This window comes from Mesorhizobium sp. LSJC280B00 (assembly GCF_000502835.1).
GTDB lineage: Bacteria > Pseudomonadota > Alphaproteobacteria > Rhizobiales > Rhizobiaceae > Mesorhizobium.
This window is the reverse complement of the sequence record NZ_AYVL01000005.1, coordinates 232,249-250,551: the sequence shown is the minus strand read 5'-3', so window position 1 is coordinate 250,551 and position 18,303 is coordinate 232,249. Positions and strand designations below refer to the sequence as shown.

At 63.9% G+C, this 18,303-nt stretch carries 20 protein-coding genes; 10 read left to right on the top strand and 10 right to left on the bottom strand.

The annotated features are described in order from the left end of the window. Positions 1-142 precede the first annotated feature (142 nt). The gene (locus X773_RS50025; RefSeq protein WP_023675910.1) at positions 143-1,420 is read right to left on the bottom strand and encodes a polyhydroxyalkanoate depolymerase; all 1,278 of its coding nucleotides are present in this window, start codon (positions 1,418-1,420) and stop codon (positions 143-145) included. A gap of 255 nt (positions 1,421-1,675) precedes the next feature. Then, the gene (locus X773_RS50020) at positions 1,676-2,035 is read right to left on the bottom strand and encodes a septal ring lytic transglycosylase RlpA family protein (RefSeq protein WP_023675909.1); all 360 of its coding nucleotides are present in this window, start codon (positions 2,033-2,035) and stop codon (positions 1,676-1,678) included. 307 nt (positions 2,036-2,342) lie between these two features. On the opposite strand from X773_RS50020, the gene X773_RS77320 reads away from it, so the two are divergent. Continuing rightward, the gene (locus tag X773_RS77320; protein WP_023675908.1) at positions 2,343-2,528 is read left to right on the top strand and encodes a hypothetical protein; all 186 of its coding nucleotides are present in this window, start codon (positions 2,343-2,345) and stop codon (positions 2,526-2,528) included. Between the two features lie 59 nt (positions 2,529-2,587). Here X773_RS77320 and X773_RS50010 read toward each other — a convergent pair whose 3' ends face one another. From X773_RS50010 to tauA, 4 genes are all read right to left on the bottom strand, one after another. Then, the gene (locus X773_RS50010) at positions 2,588-2,776 is read right to left on the bottom strand and encodes a hypothetical protein (RefSeq protein ID WP_023675907.1); all 189 of its coding nucleotides are present in this window, start codon (positions 2,774-2,776) and stop codon (positions 2,588-2,590) included. A 19-nt stretch (positions 2,777-2,795) separates the two neighbouring features. Next, positions 2,796-3,662: an ABC transporter permease subunit gene (locus tag X773_RS50005; protein ID WP_023675906.1), complete on the bottom strand. Its 867-nt coding sequence runs from the start codon at positions 3,660-3,662 to the stop codon at positions 2,796-2,798. Beyond that, complete coding sequence (locus X773_RS50000) at positions 3,659-4,432, bottom strand: taurine ABC transporter ATP-binding protein (RefSeq protein ID WP_023675905.1); 774 nt, start codon at positions 4,430-4,432, stop codon at positions 3,659-3,661. Before X773_RS50000 ends, X773_RS50005 begins: the two co-directional genes overlap by 4 nt. Before the next feature lie 108 nt (positions 4,433-4,540). Next, on the bottom strand, positions 4,541-5,554 hold the full coding sequence (gene tauA / locus X773_RS49995) for a taurine ABC transporter substrate-binding protein (RefSeq protein ID WP_023675904.1): 1,014 nt from the start codon (positions 5,552-5,554) through the stop codon (positions 4,541-4,543). 339 nt (positions 5,555-5,893) lie between these two features. On the opposite strand from tauA, the gene X773_RS49990 reads away from it, so the two are divergent. The 4 genes from X773_RS49990 (at position 5,894) to X773_RS49975 (ending at position 8,769) form a co-directional block, all read left to right on the top strand. After that, positions 5,894-6,085 carry a hypothetical protein gene (locus X773_RS49990; protein ID WP_156937312.1) on the top strand — a complete coding sequence of 64 codons (192 nt, stop codon included), beginning with the start codon at positions 5,894-5,896 and terminating at the stop codon, positions 6,083-6,085. 147 nt (positions 6,086-6,232) lie between these two features. Then, positions 6,233-6,685, top strand: a complete 453-nt coding sequence (locus tag X773_RS49985) for an Rrf2 family transcriptional regulator (protein ID WP_023675902.1) — start codon at positions 6,233-6,235, stop codon at positions 6,683-6,685. Between the two features lie 49 nt (positions 6,686-6,734). Beyond that, positions 6,735-8,081 carry an FAD/NAD(P)-binding protein gene (locus X773_RS49980; protein WP_023675901.1) on the top strand — a complete coding sequence of 449 codons (1,347 nt, stop codon included), beginning with the start codon at positions 6,735-6,737 and terminating at the stop codon, positions 8,079-8,081. A gap of 334 nt (positions 8,082-8,415) precedes the next feature. Continuing rightward, a complete protein-coding gene (locus X773_RS49975; RefSeq protein ID WP_023675899.1) occupies positions 8,416-8,769 on the top strand; it encodes a helix-turn-helix domain-containing protein in 354 nt (117 codons plus the stop codon). A gap of 115 nt (positions 8,770-8,884) precedes the next feature. Here X773_RS49975 and X773_RS49970 read toward each other — a convergent pair whose 3' ends face one another. Continuing rightward, positions 8,885-9,532, bottom strand: a complete 648-nt coding sequence (locus X773_RS49970; protein WP_031211561.1) for a cysteine hydrolase — start codon at positions 9,530-9,532, stop codon at positions 8,885-8,887. Then, complete coding sequence (locus tag X773_RS49965; protein WP_023675896.1) at positions 9,529-9,858, bottom strand: hypothetical protein; 330 nt, start codon at positions 9,856-9,858, stop codon at positions 9,529-9,531. The genes X773_RS49970 and X773_RS49965 overlap by 4 nt, the downstream gene beginning before the upstream one ends. A 79-nt stretch (positions 9,859-9,937) precedes the next feature. Here X773_RS49965 and X773_RS49960 point away from each other — a divergent pair, with 79 nt between their 5' ends. From X773_RS49960 to X773_RS73615, 5 genes are all read left to right on the top strand, one after another. Continuing rightward, a complete protein-coding gene (locus X773_RS49960; protein WP_245274665.1) occupies positions 9,938-10,429 on the top strand; it encodes a RidA family protein in 492 nt (163 codons plus the stop codon). Between the two features lie 185 nt (positions 10,430-10,614). After that, positions 10,615-12,039 (top strand): pyridoxal-phosphate dependent enzyme, encoded by a 1,425-nt coding sequence (locus X773_RS49955; RefSeq protein ID WP_023675893.1) that lies wholly within the window; start codon positions 10,615-10,617, stop codon positions 12,037-12,039. Beyond that, positions 12,036-13,217: a cystathionine gamma-synthase gene (locus X773_RS49950; protein ID WP_023675892.1), complete on the top strand. Its 1,182-nt coding sequence runs from the start codon at positions 12,036-12,038 to the stop codon at positions 13,215-13,217. Before X773_RS49955 ends, X773_RS49950 begins: the two co-directional genes overlap by 4 nt. Positions 13,218-13,499: 282 nt before the next feature. Continuing rightward, positions 13,500-14,477, top strand: coding sequence for a GlxA family transcriptional regulator (locus X773_RS49945; protein WP_023675891.1), 978 nt, complete (start codon positions 13,500-13,502; stop codon positions 14,475-14,477). Positions 14,478-14,795: 318 nt separating this feature from the next. After that, the gene (locus X773_RS73615) at positions 14,796-16,088 is read left to right on the top strand and encodes an IS4 family transposase (protein WP_023675890.1); all 1,293 of its coding nucleotides are present in this window, start codon (positions 14,796-14,798) and stop codon (positions 16,086-16,088) included. A 226-nt stretch (positions 16,089-16,314) separates the two neighbouring features. Here the strand turns inward: X773_RS73615 and X773_RS49935 are convergent, their stop codons facing one another. Together X773_RS49935 and X773_RS49930 are read right to left on the bottom strand one after the other, a co-directional pair. Continuing rightward, positions 16,315-16,932, bottom strand: a complete 618-nt coding sequence (locus X773_RS49935) for an MOSC domain-containing protein (RefSeq protein WP_023675889.1) — start codon at positions 16,930-16,932, stop codon at positions 16,315-16,317. A gap of 199 nt (positions 16,933-17,131) precedes the next feature. Further along, a complete protein-coding gene (locus X773_RS49930) occupies positions 17,132-18,253 on the bottom strand; it encodes a beta-ketoacyl-ACP synthase III (RefSeq protein ID WP_023675888.1) in 1,122 nt (373 codons plus the stop codon). Positions 18,254-18,303: the final 50 nt, after the last annotated feature.

The following is an 18,303-nucleotide window of genomic DNA, read 5'->3' as shown; positions in this document are numbered from 1 at the left end:
TTGATTTTGCGGCATGGTTACCCGCGTGGCGCCAACGCGACTATTGTGCAACAGCTCGGATGGACTACACCGGTTCCAACCGGTAATTTTAGCGTTGGCCGACCTGATGCGAGGTCGCGGGCGCGGCATCATCGCTGGTCGCCTATTTCTTGCCGGTCCGGACCAGTTTCGGCTTCACCGCAACGCGGTTCTGACGGCCATAGCTGGTAATGAAATCAACGATGCGCGGCACGATTTCGGAGCGGAAGCGCGAGCCGTTGAACACACCATAATGGCCGACCGCCGGCTGCATGTAATGGGCGTGCCTGTCGGCCGGGATGTTGATGCACAGGTCGTGCGCCGCCTTGGTCTGGCCGAGTCCGGAGATGTCGTCGTTCTCGCCCTCGACCGTGAACAGGGCGACATTGCGGATCGCCGAAGGGTCGACCGCCACGCCGCGATGCGTCATTTTGCCCTTGGGCAAGGCCTGGCGGACAAACACGGTGTCGACGGTCTGCAGGTAGAATTCCGCCGTCAGATCCATCACCGCCAGATATTCGTCGTAGAACTCGCGGTGCTTCTCGGCATTGTCGCCGTCATGCTTCACCAGATGCATGAAGAAGTCCTTGTGGGCGATGATGTGGCGGTCGAGGTTCATGCTCATGAACCCCGAAAGCTGCAGGAAGCCAGGATAGACCTCGCGGCCGAAGCCCGGCACCGGCCAGGGCGCGCGCATAATGACGTTGTCGCGGAACCAGTCGATGCCCTTTTCCTGCGCCAGCAGATTGACCGCCGTCGGATTGCGGCGCGTGTCGATCGGCCCGCCCATCAGCGTCATCGTCGAGGGCACGAACGGATCGCCCTTGGCTTCCATCAGTGCCGCCGCCGCCAGCACCGGCACCGAAGGCTGGCACACCGCCATCACATGGGTGTCGGGGCCCAGCGCATGCAGCATGTCGACGATGTAGTCGATATAGTCGTCAAGATCGAAGCTGCCGTCGGCCAGCGGCACCATGCGGGCGTCGACCCAGTCGGTGATATGCACGTCGGCATAGGGCAGCATCGCCTCCACCGTGCCGCGCAGCAGCGTCGCGTAGTGGCCCGACATCGGCGCGACGATCAACAGCTTCGGATCCGGCCGGCGCCCAGCCGGAACCGCGCGCTCGAAACGGACCAGGTTGCAGAACGGCCGCGACCAGACGGTGCGTTCGCTGACCTCGACGGTTTTCCAGTCGACCACGGTTTTGGTCAGGCCGAATTGCGGCTTGCCGTAGCGGCGCGTCGTGCGCTCGAACAGTTCGGCCGTTGCCGCAACCGAGCGGCCCCAGGACGTGTGTGAGACCGGATTGAGCGGATTGGAGTAGAACAGGCGCACCGCATCGGCATAGAGGCGCGCCGGCTGCAAGGCGGCGTGGTTCAGTTCGTAGAGCTGGTAGAACATCGAGAACCCCGCTGCCGACTGCGATCGAAGGGCCGACGAGCAGCGCCGAGCCTTGAATGCCTTGCGGGGAAGTTAGCAACAATCTGCTGCGATGCAATACGTCAACTTGCGTGATTTATCCTCGTTCTTTCGTCCAAGGCGTTGAGAATCCGCCTGGAACGGCAACAGCCGGCTCAATGTGCACCTGCGAAGGCCTGGCAAGCAGCACGGCTATTGGGGACGAGCGTCGGAGGCGGTGTCCGGCCGTGGCGGCCGTTAGACCCGTGCCATGCAGACAGCGGTGTGGCCCGAGCTGATGAAGCCAAGCTGGCTGGCGGCGCCCTTCGACAGATCGAGCATCCGGCCCCTGATAAACGGGCCGCGGTCGTTGATACGCACGACGACGCTGCGGCCATTGTTGCGGTTGGTCACCTTCAGCTTGGTGCCGAACGGCAGGCTGCGATGCGCTGCGGTCAGCGCCGACGGGTTCATGCGTTCACCGGAAGCGGTTCTGGAATGCAGTGAGTACCAGGAGGCACGGCCGCACTGCGCGGCGGCGCTGGCAGTGGATGCGCCGACCATCAGGCCAGCCGCGATCATGGCCGCGACGAGCGCGGTCCGGTTGCTTTTGTTCATGTGTTGGGGACTGGCTCCGTTGACAGACCCGCGGCGGTTAGGGGCGAATGAGGCAGCAAATGCGGCAATGATCTGTCGGTTCCATGGCAATGTTACACGTTTGGAGTCGGCGCGAAACAATTTGTCAGAGATTTGCCGCAGAGCGGCACAGCTTCCTTGATGATCTTTGCACCGATCTCCGCATGTCTTGCGCAGGATCAGAGGTTAGCATCTAAGTAGAAGTTGGCGTGACCGAACCGCTTCTTTTCGCTCTTCCACCGGTACGAGGGCACGGCTGGCGATCGACTTTGAAAAGGAGTTTGCAACGATGAGATTGATCAAAAATCTGCTGGCCTTGATTGTGCTCGCCATCGGCGTGCTGTGGTCATTGCAAGGCATCGGTTGGGTCCAGGGCAGCTTCATGACCGGCCAGTCGCAATGGCTGTATGCCGGCATCGTCACCGCGCTGGTTGGCTTGGCGGGGCTGGCCTGGGCGAACCGCTCGCGCGTTTGAGCAGGGGTCGATCCTCAGGCATTCGCCGGAGCAGCACACAGCGGACCCGTGGCGGCCGCTCACCGCGACCAGTATTGCCAGCCCCAGTAGAAACTTTCGTCGCGCGGTGGCAGGCGGTTGCGCTCCGCGTCCAGATGCACCGGCGTCGGCGTTTTGCGTTCGCCGTCAGGCGGCTGTTTGTCTCCGGCCTTGATCAGGCGGAGCCAATGGCCGAAATGCGCAAACAGTACAGCGGTGGAATGGGGCATCGTCACGTCTCCGGTCCGGTTACTCCCGCCCCGCCCACGGGACGAGCACCCGCTCGATCCTGCGGATGATGAATTCGAGCACGAAGGCAATGGCCGCGATCACCAGGATGCCCATCACCGCCACGTCGGTGACGAGGAACTGGGCAGCGGACTGGATCATGAAGCCAAGCCCACGCGTCGCGGCCACCAGCTCGGCGGCGACAAGCGTCGACCAGCCGGCGCCAAGCGCGATGCGCAGACCGGTCAGGATCGAGGGCAGCGCGCTGGGTAGGATCACCTGCCTGATCACTTGGCGCCGCGTGGCGCCAAGTGAGCGCGCTGCATTGATGCGGTCCTTCGATACGCCGCGAACACCCGATGCCGTCGACAGCGCAACTGGCGCCAGCATGGCAATGGCAATCACCAGGATCTTGGACGGCTCGCCAATGCCGAACCAGATAATGATCAGCGGCAGATAGGCGAGCGGCGGGATCGGCCGCAGGAATTCGAGCAGCGGATCGAAGATGCCGCGCCCGATCGTGCTGACGCCGATCGCCAGCCCGATGGGAACGCCGACGAAAACGGCCGCGATCAGCGCTGCAAACACCCGCCACAGGCTGGCGGCAATATGCTGGGCGAGCGTCGCGTCGACAAAGCCGTCACGGGCGACGACGACAAATTTGTTCCAGACTGCCACGGGCGACGGCAGGAAAACCGGCGACACCAATTGCAGGCGGGCCGATACCGTCCACGCCGCCAGCACCACCAGAATGGTGATTGCGCTGACCATGCGGGCCGAAACGCGGCTGCGTCTCGGCGGCGGCCGCGACCATGGCACCGACAGTGCGTCGGCTCCGTCGTCGATATTGGAGCGCTGCGGCCGCTCGGTGTAGGAGGAAATGGTCACGCCGCCTCTCCTTCGAAGATCGCGTCGGTCAGTTCGCTGCGCGCCGCCACAAACGCGGGATCGGCCTTGATGCTGCGAATGGCCTCGCCGGCTGCATAGCGCCGGCTGAAGCCGGTCTCGAAGCTCCACACCACCCGGCCAGGGCCGGGAGCGAGCACAATGATACGGGTGGCAAGAACCAGCGCTTCGTCGATGCCGTGCGTGACCATCAGCACGCCGACCTGGCTTGCCGTCCACAGATCGAGCAGCATCGTCTGCATGCGTTCCCGGGTCAGCGCATCGAGTGCGCCCAGCGGCTCGTCGAGCAGCAGGAATTGCGGTTCGGCCGCCAGCGCCCGGGCCAGGCCGACGCGCTGGCGCATGCCGCCGGAAAGCTCCCAGATGCGCTTGTCGCCGGCGCCGTCGAGTTTCACCAGCGCCAGAAGGTCGTCGGCAGTCCGCGCCCGTTCGGCGGCCCTGACACCGCGCAGCCTGAGCGCAAAGGCGACATTTTCCCGCGCGGTCAGCCACGGAAACAGCGCGTCGTTCTGGAACACGACGGCGCGGTCAGAACCTGGCGCCGTGATCGGCCTGCCGCCAATCGTGGCGCGTCCGCGCACAGGCTCGACCAGGCCCGCAGCGACGTTGAGCAACGAGGTCTTGCCGCAGCCTGAGCGGCCGACCAGGACAACGAAGTCATCCTTGGCGATCTCAATCGACACATTTTCGACCGCCGGCGCCGGCTGACCGTCATAGTGGACCGAGACCTTGTCGAGCACGAGATGCGTCATGGGAACCTCGCCGATATTCCGAATCTGTCTGCCCCGAAGCCGCTCCTCGCAAGCGGTTCGGGGCAGGGAGCACGCGGCGTCAGGGAAGGAGAACCGCGCGCGTTGGCGTCAGTTCGAGGCAAGCGCTTCGCTGACATATTTCGACGACACGTATTTCGAATAATCCGGCAGCACGGCGTCAATCTTGCCCTGCTCCTTGAGGAAGGCCGATGTCGCCTCGACCGCCTTGACCGTGCCGCCACCGAGGAACTTGTCCGAGGCTTGCTCCTCGAGCGTCGGGAAGACATAGCCCCTCAATAGTTGCGGCACGTCCTCCAGCTTGGCCCCGGTGATCGTGGCGATCTTCGCCGCTTGCGGCGACGTCACCGACCAGACGTCCGGCTTGGCCAGGAACTCGGCATAGGCCGCGCCCGTCACTTTGACGAAGTCGCGCACCGCTTCCGGGTTCCTTTCGGCGAAGTCGGTGCGCACGATCCAGGCGTCGAAGGTCGGCGCGCCCCAGGCGGCGACCTGCGAGGAATCCAGCACGACCTTGCCCGAAGTCTTGATCTGGCCGAGTGCCGGATCCCAGACATAGGCGGCGTCGATGTCGCCGCGCGCCCATGCCGCCGCGATCTCCGGCGGCCGCAGATTGAGAATATCGACCGACTTCGGGTCGACACCCTCATGCTTCAGCGCGGCAAGCAGGCTGTAATGCGTCGTCGAAACGAAGGGCACCGCCACCTTCTTGCCGGCAAGGTCGGCGGCCTTCTCGATGCCGGCGCCGTTGCGGGCGACAAGGGCTTCGGATTCGCCGATCAGCCCGACAATGAAGATTGTCTGGATGGGAAGCTCGTGGCTCGCCGCCGCCGCCAGCGGGCTCGAGCCGACATAACCGATGTCGACCGAACCGGAAGCGATCGCCGCGATCACGTCGGCGCCGGAATCGAATTTCCGCCAGTCGATTGTCGCCTTGGTCGCGCTCTCATAGGCGCCGTCGGCCTGCGGCACCTTCGAGGGTTCGACGACCGTCTGGTAGCCGATAGTGATCTTGAGGTCCTGCGCATCGGCTGGGCCGAGAAAGGCCGCACCAGCCAAGGCCGCCGAGGACAAGAGAACGATACGTCGCGAAATGGTGGACATGAAAGGCTCCTTGAAAAACGAGAAAAACCCGGATTGCGTTTCATAGTCACCTAACTCTATCGTCCTTGTAGAGTTAAATCCTTCCAATCGGTTCGGTCTTGTTAGAAAAAGTCATCTGGCTATGGCAGTTCGCGCGCTTCTGGGTGACGGCCCGGGTGAGAACCATCATCCTTGCCCGGGAACCGCTTCCACGTCGTCCATGCGCGCAACAAGGATTTCCCGTTTTCGCCCCTGCATCGGCAAACCCGTGCTGTGAATAGCCAAGAAATTGGAAACAAGTTCCCTGTGTTCGCGGTTAAGTCTAGTATCCTTATCGACATTGAAGGATTGGAGAGGACGATGAGCGACGCCACCCTCCTTGTTGCCGCGCGCGGCATGCTTTGGCCTTCAAATTCAGGGGCAGAAGCTGCTGTCGGTATTCTCGCCAATGGGGACATTCCTGCCGCCGGCCAGTTTGGCGGTGCGCCATTGGCGGCGGCTTCTGTGCTTCCAAGAGCACAAGCCCCGGCCAAAATGGCCATTGCGGCGTGAAAACGAAGCAAAATCAACGTTTCTCGGCTTGTATATCATGTCACTAGAATTTATCTGTAGTGACAGCTTGGACGCGGCGGGGAGGCACGCCAGGCGTTTCGCAACCGGTGGCCTTGCGCCATCGCATGACAGAGAAACGTTCGGGTTATGCTCACGAAAAAAGGTAAATACGGCCTCAAGGCGCTCGTCCATCTGGCGCGCCTGCCGGTTGGACAGCTCGCCTTCGTCAACGACATCGCCACAGGAAACAATATTCCGAAGAAGTTCCTCGATGCCATCCTTGGCGAATTGCGCAATGCCGGTTTCGTTCAGAGCCGCAAGGGCAAGGAGGGCGGCTACCGGCTGGCACGCCCGGCGGACGAGATCAAGGTCGGCCACGTCGTGCGCGTGCTCGACGGACCGCTTGCCCCCATTCCTTGCGCCAGCCGCACCCAGTATCAGCGCTGCGAAGACTGCAACGAGGCGACATGCCAAGTCCGACACCTGATGCTGGAGGTCCGGCAGGCCATCGCCGAGGTGCTGGACCAGCGCAGCCTCGCCGAAATGCGCGACATCGCCGGCGACGAGGATTTTTCGGCGGCGTTGAAAATCCAAGCCTGAACCAATCTCTCCTGAGCCGGCGACGATCGCCAGGACAGCTGGTGTGCGCATGACCGTGCGCGCTACGCCAAGTTCGATCATCATTGTCGGTGGCGGCGCCAGCGGCGTCGTGCTTGCCGCGCATCTGCTGAAGTCGCCCAATCCCGATCTACGTGTCAGCTTGATCGAAAAACGCCCTCATTTTGGGCAAGGCATGGCCTATTCAACGCTGCTGTCGGCACATGTGCTGAATGTCAGCGCGTCGGGCATGAGCGCCTATGCCGACGATCCCGGCAATTTCTCGCGCTGGCTGCTTGAACGCGGCCTGGCAACGCCGGAACAGGCGCCGGTCTATGCGCCGCGCAGCGTCTACGCCCGCTATCTCAAGGAGCTGCTCGACGAGCTCGAGGCGCGTGAGCAGCAGACGGGCCGGCTGCGCCTGATCCGCGAGGAGAGCCTGTCGATCTCGCCGACCGCGTCAGGCGTCGAAGTGGCGCTGGCCAATGGCACCAGCGTGGTCGCGCATCTTGCCGTGCTCGCCACCGGGCATGACGAAGAGCCGGGGGCGGGGCAGGGGCATGCGATCAGGATGGGATCCGAGGCGGACACTGCGCTCGACCCCGAAGCCCGAGTCCTGGTGCTGGGCACGGGCTTGAGCATGGTCGATGCCTTCCTGTCGCTCGAGCAGCGCGGCCACCGCGGCGCGATCGTCGCGGTGTCTCGGCGCGGCCTGCTGCCTTCGCCGCATCGCAAGGGCAATCCGATCAAGCTCGACGTTGCCGACATTCCGCTCGGCACCCAGCTTTCCTATTTCGTCGGCTGGTTCCGCGACCTGATCCGGGAAAACCAGAAGGCCGGCATCGACTGGCGCGACGTCGTCGACGGTCTGAGACCCTTCAACCAGAAGATCTGGCAGAACTGGCCGTCCTCGGCCAAGCGCCGCTTCGTCGAGCACACCAAAGCCTGGTGGGACATCCACCGCCACCGCATGGCGCCTGAAGTCTACGCCCGCGTTGCCGAGGCGGTGCAAGCGGGCCGCATCCGCCTTGTCGCCGGGCGCGTCGTCGAGATCGCCGCCGGCGACGGCTTCAGCGTACAGGTCCAGTCGCGCCACACGCAGCAGCTCGAAAGCTTCGACGTCACCCGCATCTATGATTGCACAGGCATCGCCAGGGACATCTCGACCACCTCGAACAGCGTGGTGCGGTCGCTGGTCGAGCGTGGGCTGGCACGGCCGGATCCGCTGCGCCTCGGCCTCGACGTGACCGCGAACTGCGAGGTCATCGCCGGCGACGGCACGGTATCCGCCAAGATCCTCGCCGTCGGGCCACTGACGCGCGGCACCTTCTTCGAAATCGACGCCATTCCCGATATTCGCGTGCAGTGTGCGCGGCTAAGCAAGCGCTTACTCGGATGAGGCCCTTTGTCTTGACGCAATTCCGGACGCAGGACACCTGCCGCCGGGTGAAAAGATCTCGGCCACATAGCCGCGTTCGGTGAAGGCGAACCAAGGGTGCGGGAGCTCGCTCCACCAGAAGCCGACCGGCCAGCCCGTGGTGGTCGAGACAGCCGGGTTGGCGATGACGCCACACGTTTCGGCCGTCTCGCATTGACCGGATTGGTGTCGCGGGCGCTCATCTTCGTTCTCCTCCATGGATTTTGTAGCCGGCCAGGCCGTGAGCCGCGACCCTGGCCAGATGACCGGGCAAATTCTGCTTCCGTTGTCACCGTGCCTTGCCTAGCATTGGCGCATGACCCAACGCGGAAGACTGTACGGCTGTCCGGTCGAGTTCGCGCTCGACGCGCTCGGCGGCAAATGGAAGACGGTGATCCTGGCGCGGATCAAGGAACAGCCGATGCGCTATTCCGACCTGCGCCGGCTGATCCCCTCACTCTCGGACAAGATGCTGACGCAGCGCCTGGCCGAGCTTGTCGAGATCGGCTTCGTCACGCTCGAGACGTCGCCCGACGGCAAGGGGCGCTATGCCTTGACCGGGCGCGGTGAAGATCTCGCCGCCGCGCTCCAGGCGCTCTACGACTGGGGCAGCGTGCACGGCCGCGCCGAGGGCGTGCGTTTTCGCACCGACAGCGCAGCCACCACCTAGATCAATTCCGGGAAAAGCGCGGAGCGGTTTTCCGTCCGCAATTGCGTGAAGACAAAGCGATGGAGCGGTTCGGCGTTGCCGTGAAACGGTGGGTCGCGCGGCAAGCCGATTGCCCTCAACCCGCGCCGGCAAGCGCGCTGCAGAAGCTTGCGACGTCGGTGACGACGGCTTCGCCGAGGAAGCGTAGCGTCGCCATCGAGCGGTCGCGCGCTTCGCGGTTGCCGAAGCCACAGGCGTCGTCGATTACCACGGCGACAAAGCCATTGTCGGTCGCCTGGCGAACGGTCGGCTCGATGCCGATCTCCATGGCGATGCCAGCGAGCGCTATCGTGCGCACGCCGCAATCGCGCAAGGCAAAGCCGAGCGCGGTGGAATCGAAGGCCGACATCGTGAGCTTGTCGAACACCGCCTCGTCATCGCGGGGTTCCAGCTCGGGCACGATCCGCGTCGCTTCGGCGTCGCGCGGGAACCACGGCTCAACCGTGTCGGGGCTGTCGCGCCGCTGCCAGTTCATGGCGGTGCGCAGCTGCGTCGCGCCCATCCATTTGCGCGGCAGCGACAGATGGCGCGTGAACGCCACCCGCATTCCGGCCATGCGCGCCGCTTCCAGCACCGTGCCGGTGCGCTCGACGATGGTGGCGGCGCCGGCCACCTGCCGGCAGATGCCGACCTGCATGTCGTAGACCACCAGCGCCGTGCGGCGCGGATCGCACCACTCAGCCAGGCTGGCCGGGATTTCGATCCCGTCGCTCGCCCGGATCATGCCGCAGTCCGGTCCCATGGCTTGGCGATATCGACCGTCGGATCGAACAGGAATTCCAGCGGCAATGGCGCGTCGAAGGCGATGAAGTGCCATTCCAGCAGCCCGGCCTTGGACAGCGGGAAGTCCTCGGTGTATCGCCTCGCTTCCGCGACGCTGTCGAGCTCGAAGACGATGATGACGCCGCCAATATCGCCGCGCGCATAGTTCTCGCGCACGATCCCCGCCTTCCAGAGCCGCCAGACATTCGACACTTCGTCGCGCAGATAAGGCCGCAAATCGTCGAGCGTGACGCCGGGCCTGAAATTGTCATAGGCAAGAATCTTCATCGGCCGTTCCTTGCATTGCTGTTCGCCCAGCGCCGGGTAGCATGGCGGAATCGGCAGCCGCAACGAACGAGATGGTGCGTTGAAACGGCCGCACGATTGCCGTTCTGTGCCGCGCGATCCCTATGGGCGGCCGGGCGGCCGCGGGATAATTTTCGCTGAGGAGGAAAAGCGCGGTGACATCGAAAGGCTGAACCCCGAGGGCATGCACAGCAATCCGGCCTATTCGCAAGGCGTGTCGCTGCCGGCATCCGCGCGCATCGTGCTGGTCGGCGGCCAGAATGGCGTCGACGCGCAAGGCCGGATCGTCGCCAGGGACGATCTCCCTGCACAGGCCGCTCAGGCGCTTTCCAACCTGGCAAAGGTGCTCGAAGCCGGTGGGGCAGAGCCTGAAGACCTCGTCAGCCTCTCGGTCTATATCGCCGGCGACCTGGACATAGGGCCGGCCTTCGGCGCCTGGATGGCCTTCTGGGCAAACCGTGGCGCGCCGCCGATCATCAAGGTGCTGCGCGTCGCCGGCCTCGGTAATCCGGATTTTCTGATCGAGACCGAAGCCCAGGCGGCGATCGCCTGAACCCTAAGCGGGTTCTGCAAATCTTTTGCCTGCCTGCAGGCCGGCGAAGCTTTCGCGAAATTCCATTCCCCTGCTGGCGGCCGGATTGGCACGATCTATCTTCTTTCCAACTGCAAACGGCTGGAAAAGACGGTAGGTTGCCGTCTTCCAGGGCGGTTGCTCATTCTGGCAACGGAGCATCTGACATGAGCAAGCACAAGATCGTGGCACCAGACGATGCATCGTCCCGCCTGCGCCCGCCCTATGCCTCGGTTCTCGACCTGATCGGGCAGACACCGGTCGTCGAGCTGACCAAATTCGACATCGGCAAGTGCCGGCTGTTCATCAAGCTCGAAAGCCAGAATCCCGGTGGCTCGATCAAGGACCGCATCGCGCTGTCGATGATTGCCGCCGCCGAAAAACAGGGCAAACTGAAACGCGGCGGGACGATCGTGGAGGCGACCGCCGGCAATACCGGTCTTGGTCTCGCCCAGGTCGGCATCCCCAAGGGCTACCGCATCATCCTCGTCGTGCCCGACAAGATGTCGCGCGAAAAAATCCAGCATCTGAGGGCGCTCGGCGCGGAAGTGCGCATGACGCGTTCCGATGTCGGCAAGGGCCATGCCGAATATTATCAGGACATGGCCGAAAAGATCGCCGCCGAGTTGCCCGGCGCCTTCTACGCCAACCAGTTTGCCAACCCGGCCAATCCGCTGGCCCACGAAACCACGACCGGGCCGGAAATCTTTCAACAGCTCGGAGGCGATGTCGATGCGGTGGTCGTCGGCGTCGGCTCCGGCGGCACGCTGACCGGGCTTGGCCGCTATTTTGCGAAAGTCTCGCCGAAGACCGAGATGATTTTGGCCGATCCGGTCGGCTCGGTGCTGGCACCGTTGATCAAGACCGGCAAGATGGTAGAGGCCGGAAGCTGGACCGTCGAAGGCATCGGCGAGGATTTCGTGCCGCCCAATGCCGATCTGTCGCTGGTCAGGAAGGCCTATTCCATCCCCGACAAGCAGAGCATGCTTGCGGTGCGCGACCTGCTTTCGAAGGAAGGCATTCTCGCCGGCTCGTCGTCCGGTACGCTGCTTTCGGCAGCGCTTCGCTATTGCCGCGAGCAGACCGTGCCGAAGCGCGTCGGTACCTTCGTCTGCGACAGCGGCAACAAGTACCTGTCGAAAGTCTTCGACGATTTCTGGCTGGTCGAGCAGGGCCTGGCCGAGCAGGAGCAGCATGGCGATCTGCGGGACCTGGTCATGCGCACGCTCCGCACCGGCGATGTCGTGTCCGTCGGCCCGGACGAAAGCCTGCTCAACGCCTATGGCCGCATGCGCCGATCGGATGTCTCGCAGCTGCCGGTGCTGGACGAGGGCAAGCTCGTCGGCATCATCGACGAAAGCGATATCCTCGCCAAGGTCGAAGGCCCCTATGACAGCCGCTGGGACCGCTTCAAGGCCCCGGTCAGTACGGCTATGACCTCTACCCTGCACACGCTGGAAGCCAGCCAGACGCTGGACGCGTTGCTGCCGGTCTTCGATCGCAACGAGGTCGCCATCGTCTTCGATGGCGACGAATTCATCGGCCTGATAACACGCATCGACCTGATCAACCATCTGAGGCGCGCCCGATGACCGTCAAAGCCACCGTATCGGGCAAAAACCGCCTCGCCTTTTCGACGCGCACCATCCATGGCGGCCAGAGCCACGACCCGACGACGGGCGCGGTGATGGTACCGATCTATGCCACTTCGACCTACGGTCAGCAGAGCCCGGGCGTGCACAAGGGCTTTGAATATGCCCGCAGCCAGAACCCGACCCGCTTCGCCTTCGAGCGCGCGGTGGCCGACCTCGAAAGCGGCACAGCCGCCTTCGCCTTCGCTTCGGGGCTGGCGGCGATCGCAACCATTTTCGAATTGCTCGATTCAGGCGCGCATATCGTCGCCACCGACGACATCTATGGCGGCACGTTCCGGCTGCTGGAACGGGTGCGCAAGCGCTCGGCCAATTTGCAGGTCGACTTCGTCGACTTCACCGACCTTGCCGCGGTCGAGGCGGCGATCCGCCCGGAAACCAAACTGCTCTGGGTCGAGACGCCGACCAACCCGCTGCTGCGTGTCGTCGACCTCGAAGGCGTCGCGGCACTTGCCAGGCGCAAAGGCGTGCTCTCAGTCGCCGACAACACTTTCTGCAGCCCCTATCTGCAGCGGCCGCTGGAGCTCGGCATCGACATCGTGGTCCATTCGACGACGAAATACCTCAACGGCCATTCCGACATGGTCGGCGGCGTCGCCGTGGTCGGCGACAACAAGGATCTCGCCGACCGGCTGAAATTCCTGCAGAACGCCATCGGCGCCATTTCAGGGCCGTTCGACAGTTTCCTGGCGCTGCGCGGACTGAAGACGCTGGCGCTGAGGATGGAGCGTCATTCGTCGAACGGGCAGAAGATCGCGCACTGGCTGGAAAGCCGTCCCGACATCCGCCGTGTCATCTATCCCGGCCTGCCCAGCCACCCGCAGCACGCCATCGCCAGGCGGCAGATGCACGCCTTCGGCGGCATGATCACGGTCGAGCTCGACCGCGACCTCGCCGGCACCAAACGCTTCCTCGAACATACGCAACTGTTCACGCTGGCCGAAAGCCTCGGCGGCGTCGAAAGCCTGATCGAGCACCCGGCGCTGATGACGCACGGCTCGATCCCGGCGAAAAAACGCGCCGAGATCGGGATTTCGGATTCGCTGGTGCGGTTGTCGGCCGGGATCGAGGACGGCGACGATCTGATCGCGGATCTGGATCAGGCGCTGGCCAGTTGAGCCGGATAGCGAGACGTCGGCGGGACGGCGCCCCCTCTGCCCTACCGGGAATCTCCCCACGAGGGGGGAGATTGGCCATTATCTTGCGCTTTCGCCAATCTCCAACGCTGAAACGGACGGGACGGCGAAGGGGAGACGTCCGGCAGGACAGAGGGGGGCGTGAGGGATCGCCGACAAGCGGCAATTGTTCTGCGTCGCACCCCCAAGCTTGCACGCTATTCCGTTGACCCAGGGCGCATCTGCCTGAATTGTAGCGTCCCGATCCTTTTGGCTCCATAAGCTATGAACAACCGACAACGCAACCAACCGACGGCAAGCGACACCCCCCTAACCTTTGCCATCCTGGTCTTCCCAGGCTTTCCGATGATGGCGTTCAGCTCGGTGATCGAGCCGCTCCGCGCCGCCAACGTGCTGGCCAAGCGGGACTGCTATCGCTGGATCATCGTCGGCGCCGCCGAAGGCCCGGTGGAGGCCTCGAACGGCGTCGTCATCCAGCCCGGCTTTGCCGCCCATGACGCGCCGAAGGTCGATCGCGTCGTCGTCTGCTCGGGCGGCGATGCCGATCATCTCGTCGCGCACGATGCGGTGAGCTGGATCCGCAGGAGCCTGCGCGACGGCGCCCATATCGGTGCGGTGGCGGATGCCGCCTTCTTCCTGGCTCGGGCCGGCCTGCTCGACGGTCATGCCTGCACCTTGCACTGGACCAGCCAGGCTGCCTTCACCGAAGCGTTTCCGGATATCGAGCTGAGGCGCGATCTCTATGTCATCGACCGCAAGCTCTTCACTTCGGCCGGTGGCGTCGGCAGCCTCGACATGATGCTGGAGATCATCACCAGCGATTATGGCGCCGAACTGGCCGCCGGCGTCGCCGAATGGTTTGTGCACAGCCCGCTACGCTCCAGCGTCGACCGCAAGCTGATGCCGCTCAGGCTGCGGACCGGCGTGCAGAACGAACTGGTGCTGTCGGCCATCGCCATCATGGAGGATGCGGTGGAGGAGCGGCTCGGCATGGCGGAACTGGCGGGGCGACTTGGTGTCTCCTCCGATAAGCTCGAACGCAATTTCCGCTCCGAACTCAGTATCTCGCCCAACAGCTATTACCGCCGCCTGCGGCTGAAGCGTGCCGCCGACCTCTTGGCGCATTCGACGCTGATGGTGCGCGACGTCGCGCTGGCCTGCGGCTTTGCCTCGATGTCGAGCTTTGCGCGGGCGTTTCGGGAGGAGCATGGCCATGCGCCGAAGGTGATGCGGCGGTCTTAGGTGTTTTAACTGCGCCGAGTTCCCGCCCACTCTCCCCCACAAAGGGCTAGGGCGTATACACATCTTGCTGCGACGGATTGACTCGGTTGTGACGTGTCGGATTCCGCCGGCGTGTGCTGTNAGCTAGGGCGTATACACATCTTGCTGCGACGGATTGACTCGGTTGTGACGTGTCGGATTCCGCCGGCGTGTGCTGTATGATTCTTCTGTGACGTTCTGATTTGGAGGAGCGTCGCCGATGCAGACATGCCAGGACTGGTCCTTGGGTTCATTTGGAGATCGTCGTCTCGATAAAGGGGGGCGAGGCTGCTCCAAGGCATGGTGCTGCGCGAAACGGTTTGCCTGCGCCGGCTTGCCGGTGGCGACCATTCCGAAGAGATCCGCTATGGGCGCTTTCTCGGCAATGACGCGGTGACAGCGGACCGGATCATCGCAGGCTGGAGCGATCAGACCCGGCTTGCGGTCGAGGGCCGGCATGTCCTGGCGGTGCAGGACACCAGCGAGATCAAGTTCCCGACGACAGAGGGCAACCGGCGCGGCCTGGGCAAGGTCAAAAAGGGCAATTGCTGGGGCCTGCTGCTGCATCCAATGCTGGCTCTTGATGCCGAGCGCGGTTCTTGCCTGGGTCTTGTGGGCGGGCAGGTGTGGACGCGCGGGGACGAGGAGCTGCCGCCGCATGCCGAGCGGCCGTTGAGCGAAAAGGAATCGCGCCACTGGATCGAGACGGCCGAAGCGGCCAAGCCGGTGCTGGCCCGGGCCGGCATGGTCACCTTCATCGCCGACCGTGAGAGCGACTTGTATATGATGTGGGCTGGTGTGCCGGACGGCCATTGCCATGTTCTGTCGCGTCTCATGAATGACCGGGCCCTCACCACTGGCGGCACGCTGCGCCGCGCCGTGGCGAAAGTGGTGTTCTGCGATACGCAGGTGATCGAGCTGCGCGAGCGCCAGGACCGCCCGGCGCGCCGGGCTGAGCTGTGCCTGCGCTTTGGCGAAGCCACGATCAAGCGGCCGGCGAACCTGCGCGCAAAGGGGCTGCCAGAGGGGGTGACGCTGCGCTGGGTCGAAGTCGTCGAGACGGCTGCGCCCGACGGCGTGGAGCCGCTTCATTGGCTGCTTCTGACCACCCATGCGGTGAGCAGCCCTGCCCAGGCCTGGCAGATCGTCGCCTGGTACAAGCAGCGCTGGACCATCGAGCAGTTCTTCCGGACGATGAAGGCCCAGGGCTTGAAGATCGAAGACAGCCAGCTGCAATCGGCCGCACGCCTGGAGAAACTCATTGCCATCGCCGCCAAGGCCGCGGTCATCGTCATGCAGCTCGTGCAGTCCCGCAGCGGCCAGGACGCTCAACCGGCAAGCCTCGTCTTCACGCCAAACGAGATCGACACACTTGCCGCGCTCGAGAAGCGCTTCAAAGGCAAGACCAAGCTGCAAGCCAATCCCCACCCCAGGAGCTCGCTCGCCTGGGCGGCATGGATCATCGCCAAGCTCGGCGGCTGGAACGGCTATGCTTCCTCCAGACCACCGGGACCAATCACCTTCTACAACGGCCTGGCCTACTTCCGTGCCTGTGCCGATGGATGGGCTCTGCGAGATGTGTATATGCCCTAGCACGAAAGTGGGGGAGAGGTGGCTCGGCGAAGCCGAGACGGAGAGGGGGAACCGCGCTCTACGAAGGCCCCTCTCCGGNGCTTCGCGGCCACCTCTCCCCCGCTTCGCGGTGGGCGAGGAACCCAGGTTCTCAGAGGTCGAGGGACAGTGCCTCCCTGCCCTGCAGGATAGCGGGGTACGAAGGAACGCGGCTTTGACTGGCAATGCCGCCTTGCCTGGAAAACAACTAGGCCCGGTAAATCCACTGCTCCGGCACGCGTACCGAAATCTCCTCGCCGGCCGCGATCGTGCCGGGCTTCTCGACCCAGGCGACGAGCCCACGCAAGCGCTTCGCCGCCTTCGGGAACAGCAGCGCTCCGGCCTCATGGTCGGGCATCCCGGCATTTTCGGCGACCGACCGGCCGGCGATCCGGCAAGGCCCGTTCTGCGCGTCGATCTTGACGGTCTCGCCGCCTTTGAAGAACAGCTGCGTGCCGGTCGGCAGCATCGAGAGGTGCGGCAGGCCTTCGATCAGGAGATTGGCGCCGATCCATTCCGGCTTGATCTCGGCGATGCCCATCCGTTCGGCGACGATTGCCAGTTCGTCCGCTGCCACGATCGACAATTGCCGCTCGTTGCGCATCTCGGTGCCGCGCGGATACCAGGGTTCCCGCCCGCCGGAGCGCCGCGTCGTGCCGGCATGGAAATCGCCTTCAATGCCGTCGAAACCGAGTTGCAGCGTATCCACCGCTCGTGTCTCAAAACGATCGAACGGTGCGAGGTAAAGCGCTGCCACCCTGGCGGCGAGTTTTCGCGACGGGACGATCTCGACCGGAGTTTCGGCTTCGGGAAAAAGATCCAGCATGGGTTCGTGCCTCGCGTGATACGCGCAATTAGCCGCGGTCAGCTCATCAGGTCCAGTCGAAAGCGCTGATGCTCCGATCAAGACGGCTGATGCGACTATGCCAGGCGCGTTCCGATGCTGGTGCCGTTCGCGCCGAGCTAATGCATGTCGCCCAAAAGTGTGCAGCGGTTTTGGGACAACGACATGCGTAAAACAAAATCTAAAGCATGCGCAATAGCGCGCCGCCGATCGAGTAGCCGGCGCCGAAGGCGCAGAGCAGGCCGTAGTCGCCGGCCTTCATGTCGGCATGGTTCTCCGACAGGGCGATGATGGCACCGGCGGCGGCGGTGTTGCCGAGGCGCTCCAGCACCATCGGCGCGCGGTCGTGGTCGACGTCATGGCCGAACGACAGTTTCAGGATCATGGCGTTCATCCGCGCATTGGCCTGATGCAGCCAGAAGCGCCGGATCGCTTGCGGCGTCAGCCCGTGCTCGGCCAGGAATTCGACGATGAATTTGTGGCCGGCAACGGTGACTTCCTTGAACACCTTGTTGCCGATCTGCTTGATCAGATTGCCTTCCAGATCGATCATATACGGATCGTCCTGGGTGGCGCGGGTAAAGTAACCGAGATTGGTGCGGATGCTGTTCGACATCTGCGTCCAGGCGCGCGTGTCGAGCACCTCGAAGCGCCCCGGCCGCTTCTCGCCCTGGGCAAGCCCTTCGACGATCATCGACACGGAAGCGTCGCCGAAGATGAAATGCGTCTGCCGGTCGCGAAAATTAAGATGCCCGGTGATGATCTCCGGCGTCGTCACCAGCACGCGCTTGTGCGCCCCTGCCCGCACCAGATTGACGGCGATGTGCAACGCCGCCGCTGCCGAAGAGCAGCCAAGCCCCATATCGAAGCCGGCGCCTTTCGTCCCCAGCGCCTGCTGCATTTCGATGGCGATCGCCGGATAGGGCCGCTGATGGTGCGAGGCCGAGCAGATCACCAGGTCGATATCCCCCGGCTTCAGCCCGGCATGATCGAGCGCCTTGCCGGCCGAAGCGATGCCGAACTCGGCCTCCAGCGACAGCGCATCGTCGGGCCGCGCCGGGAAGCGCGGCGCCATGCGGGTCGGGTCGAGGATGCCTTCCCGTTCGATGACATGGCGGGTCTGGACGCCCGAGGCATGGACGATGAAGGCACTGTCCGATTTCTGTACCAGCGGCTCGCCCGACACCTCGCGCCGGATGTTCTCCATGTCCACCCAGCTGTTGAAGCTGGCGACGAGTTCCTCATTGGTGATCGAAGCTTCGGGGATTTCAACGCCGATGCCGCTGATGATGACGCGATGCATTTCCAGTTCGTCCCGTGCGCAGGCGTTGCGGCTTCATGTCGACGCCGCAA

Coding starts and splice junctions, on each gene's coding strand:
- X773_RS50025 (WP_023675910.1), bottom strand. CDS start 1,420: ATGTTCTACCAGCTCTACGAACTGAACCACGCCGCCTTGCAGCCGGCG.
- X773_RS50020 (WP_023675909.1), bottom strand. CDS start 2,035: ATGAACAAAAGCAACCGGACCGCGCTCGTCGCGGCCATGATCGCGGCT.
- X773_RS77320 (WP_023675908.1), top strand. CDS start 2,343: ATGAGATTGATCAAAAATCTGCTGGCCTTGATTGTGCTCGCCATCGGC.
- X773_RS50010 (WP_023675907.1), bottom strand. CDS start 2,776: ATGCCCCATTCCACCGCTGTACTGTTTGCGCATTTCGGCCATTGGCTC.
- X773_RS50000 (WP_023675905.1), bottom strand. CDS start 4,432: ATGACGCATCTCGTGCTCGACAAGGTCTCGGTCCACTATGACGGTCAG.
- tauA (WP_023675904.1), bottom strand. CDS start 5,554: ATGTCCACCATTTCGCGACGTATCGTTCTCTTGTCCTCGGCGGCCTTG.
- X773_RS49990 (WP_156937312.1), top strand. CDS start 5,894: ATGAGCGACGCCACCCTCCTTGTTGCCGCGCGCGGCATGCTTTGGCCT.
- X773_RS49985 (WP_023675902.1), top strand. CDS start 6,233: ATGCTCACGAAAAAAGGTAAATACGGCCTCAAGGCGCTCGTCCATCTG.
- X773_RS49980 (WP_023675901.1), top strand. CDS start 6,735: ATGACCGTGCGCGCTACGCCAAGTTCGATCATCATTGTCGGTGGCGGC.
- X773_RS49975 (WP_023675899.1), top strand. CDS start 8,416: ATGACCCAACGCGGAAGACTGTACGGCTGTCCGGTCGAGTTCGCGCTC.
- X773_RS49970 (WP_031211561.1), bottom strand. CDS start 9,532: ATGATCCGGGCGAGCGACGGGATCGAAATCCCGGCCAGCCTGGCTGAG.
- X773_RS49965 (WP_023675896.1), bottom strand. CDS start 9,858: ATGAAGATTCTTGCCTATGACAATTTCAGGCCCGGCGTCACGCTCGAC.
- X773_RS49955 (WP_023675893.1), top strand. CDS start 10,615: ATGAGCAAGCACAAGATCGTGGCACCAGACGATGCATCGTCCCGCCTG.
- X773_RS49950 (WP_023675892.1), top strand. CDS start 12,036: ATGACCGTCAAAGCCACCGTATCGGGCAAAAACCGCCTCGCCTTTTCG.
- X773_RS49945 (WP_023675891.1), top strand. CDS start 13,500: ATGAACAACCGACAACGCAACCAACCGACGGCAAGCGACACCCCCCTA.
- X773_RS73615 (WP_023675890.1), top strand. CDS start 14,796: ATGGTGCTGCGCGAAACGGTTTGCCTGCGCCGGCTTGCCGGTGGCGAC.
- X773_RS49935 (WP_023675889.1), bottom strand. CDS start 16,932: ATGCTGGATCTTTTTCCCGAAGCCGAAACTCCGGTCGAGATCGTCCCG.
- X773_RS49930 (WP_023675888.1), bottom strand. CDS start 18,253: ATGCATCGCGTCATCATCAGCGGCATCGGCGTTGAAATCCCCGAAGCT.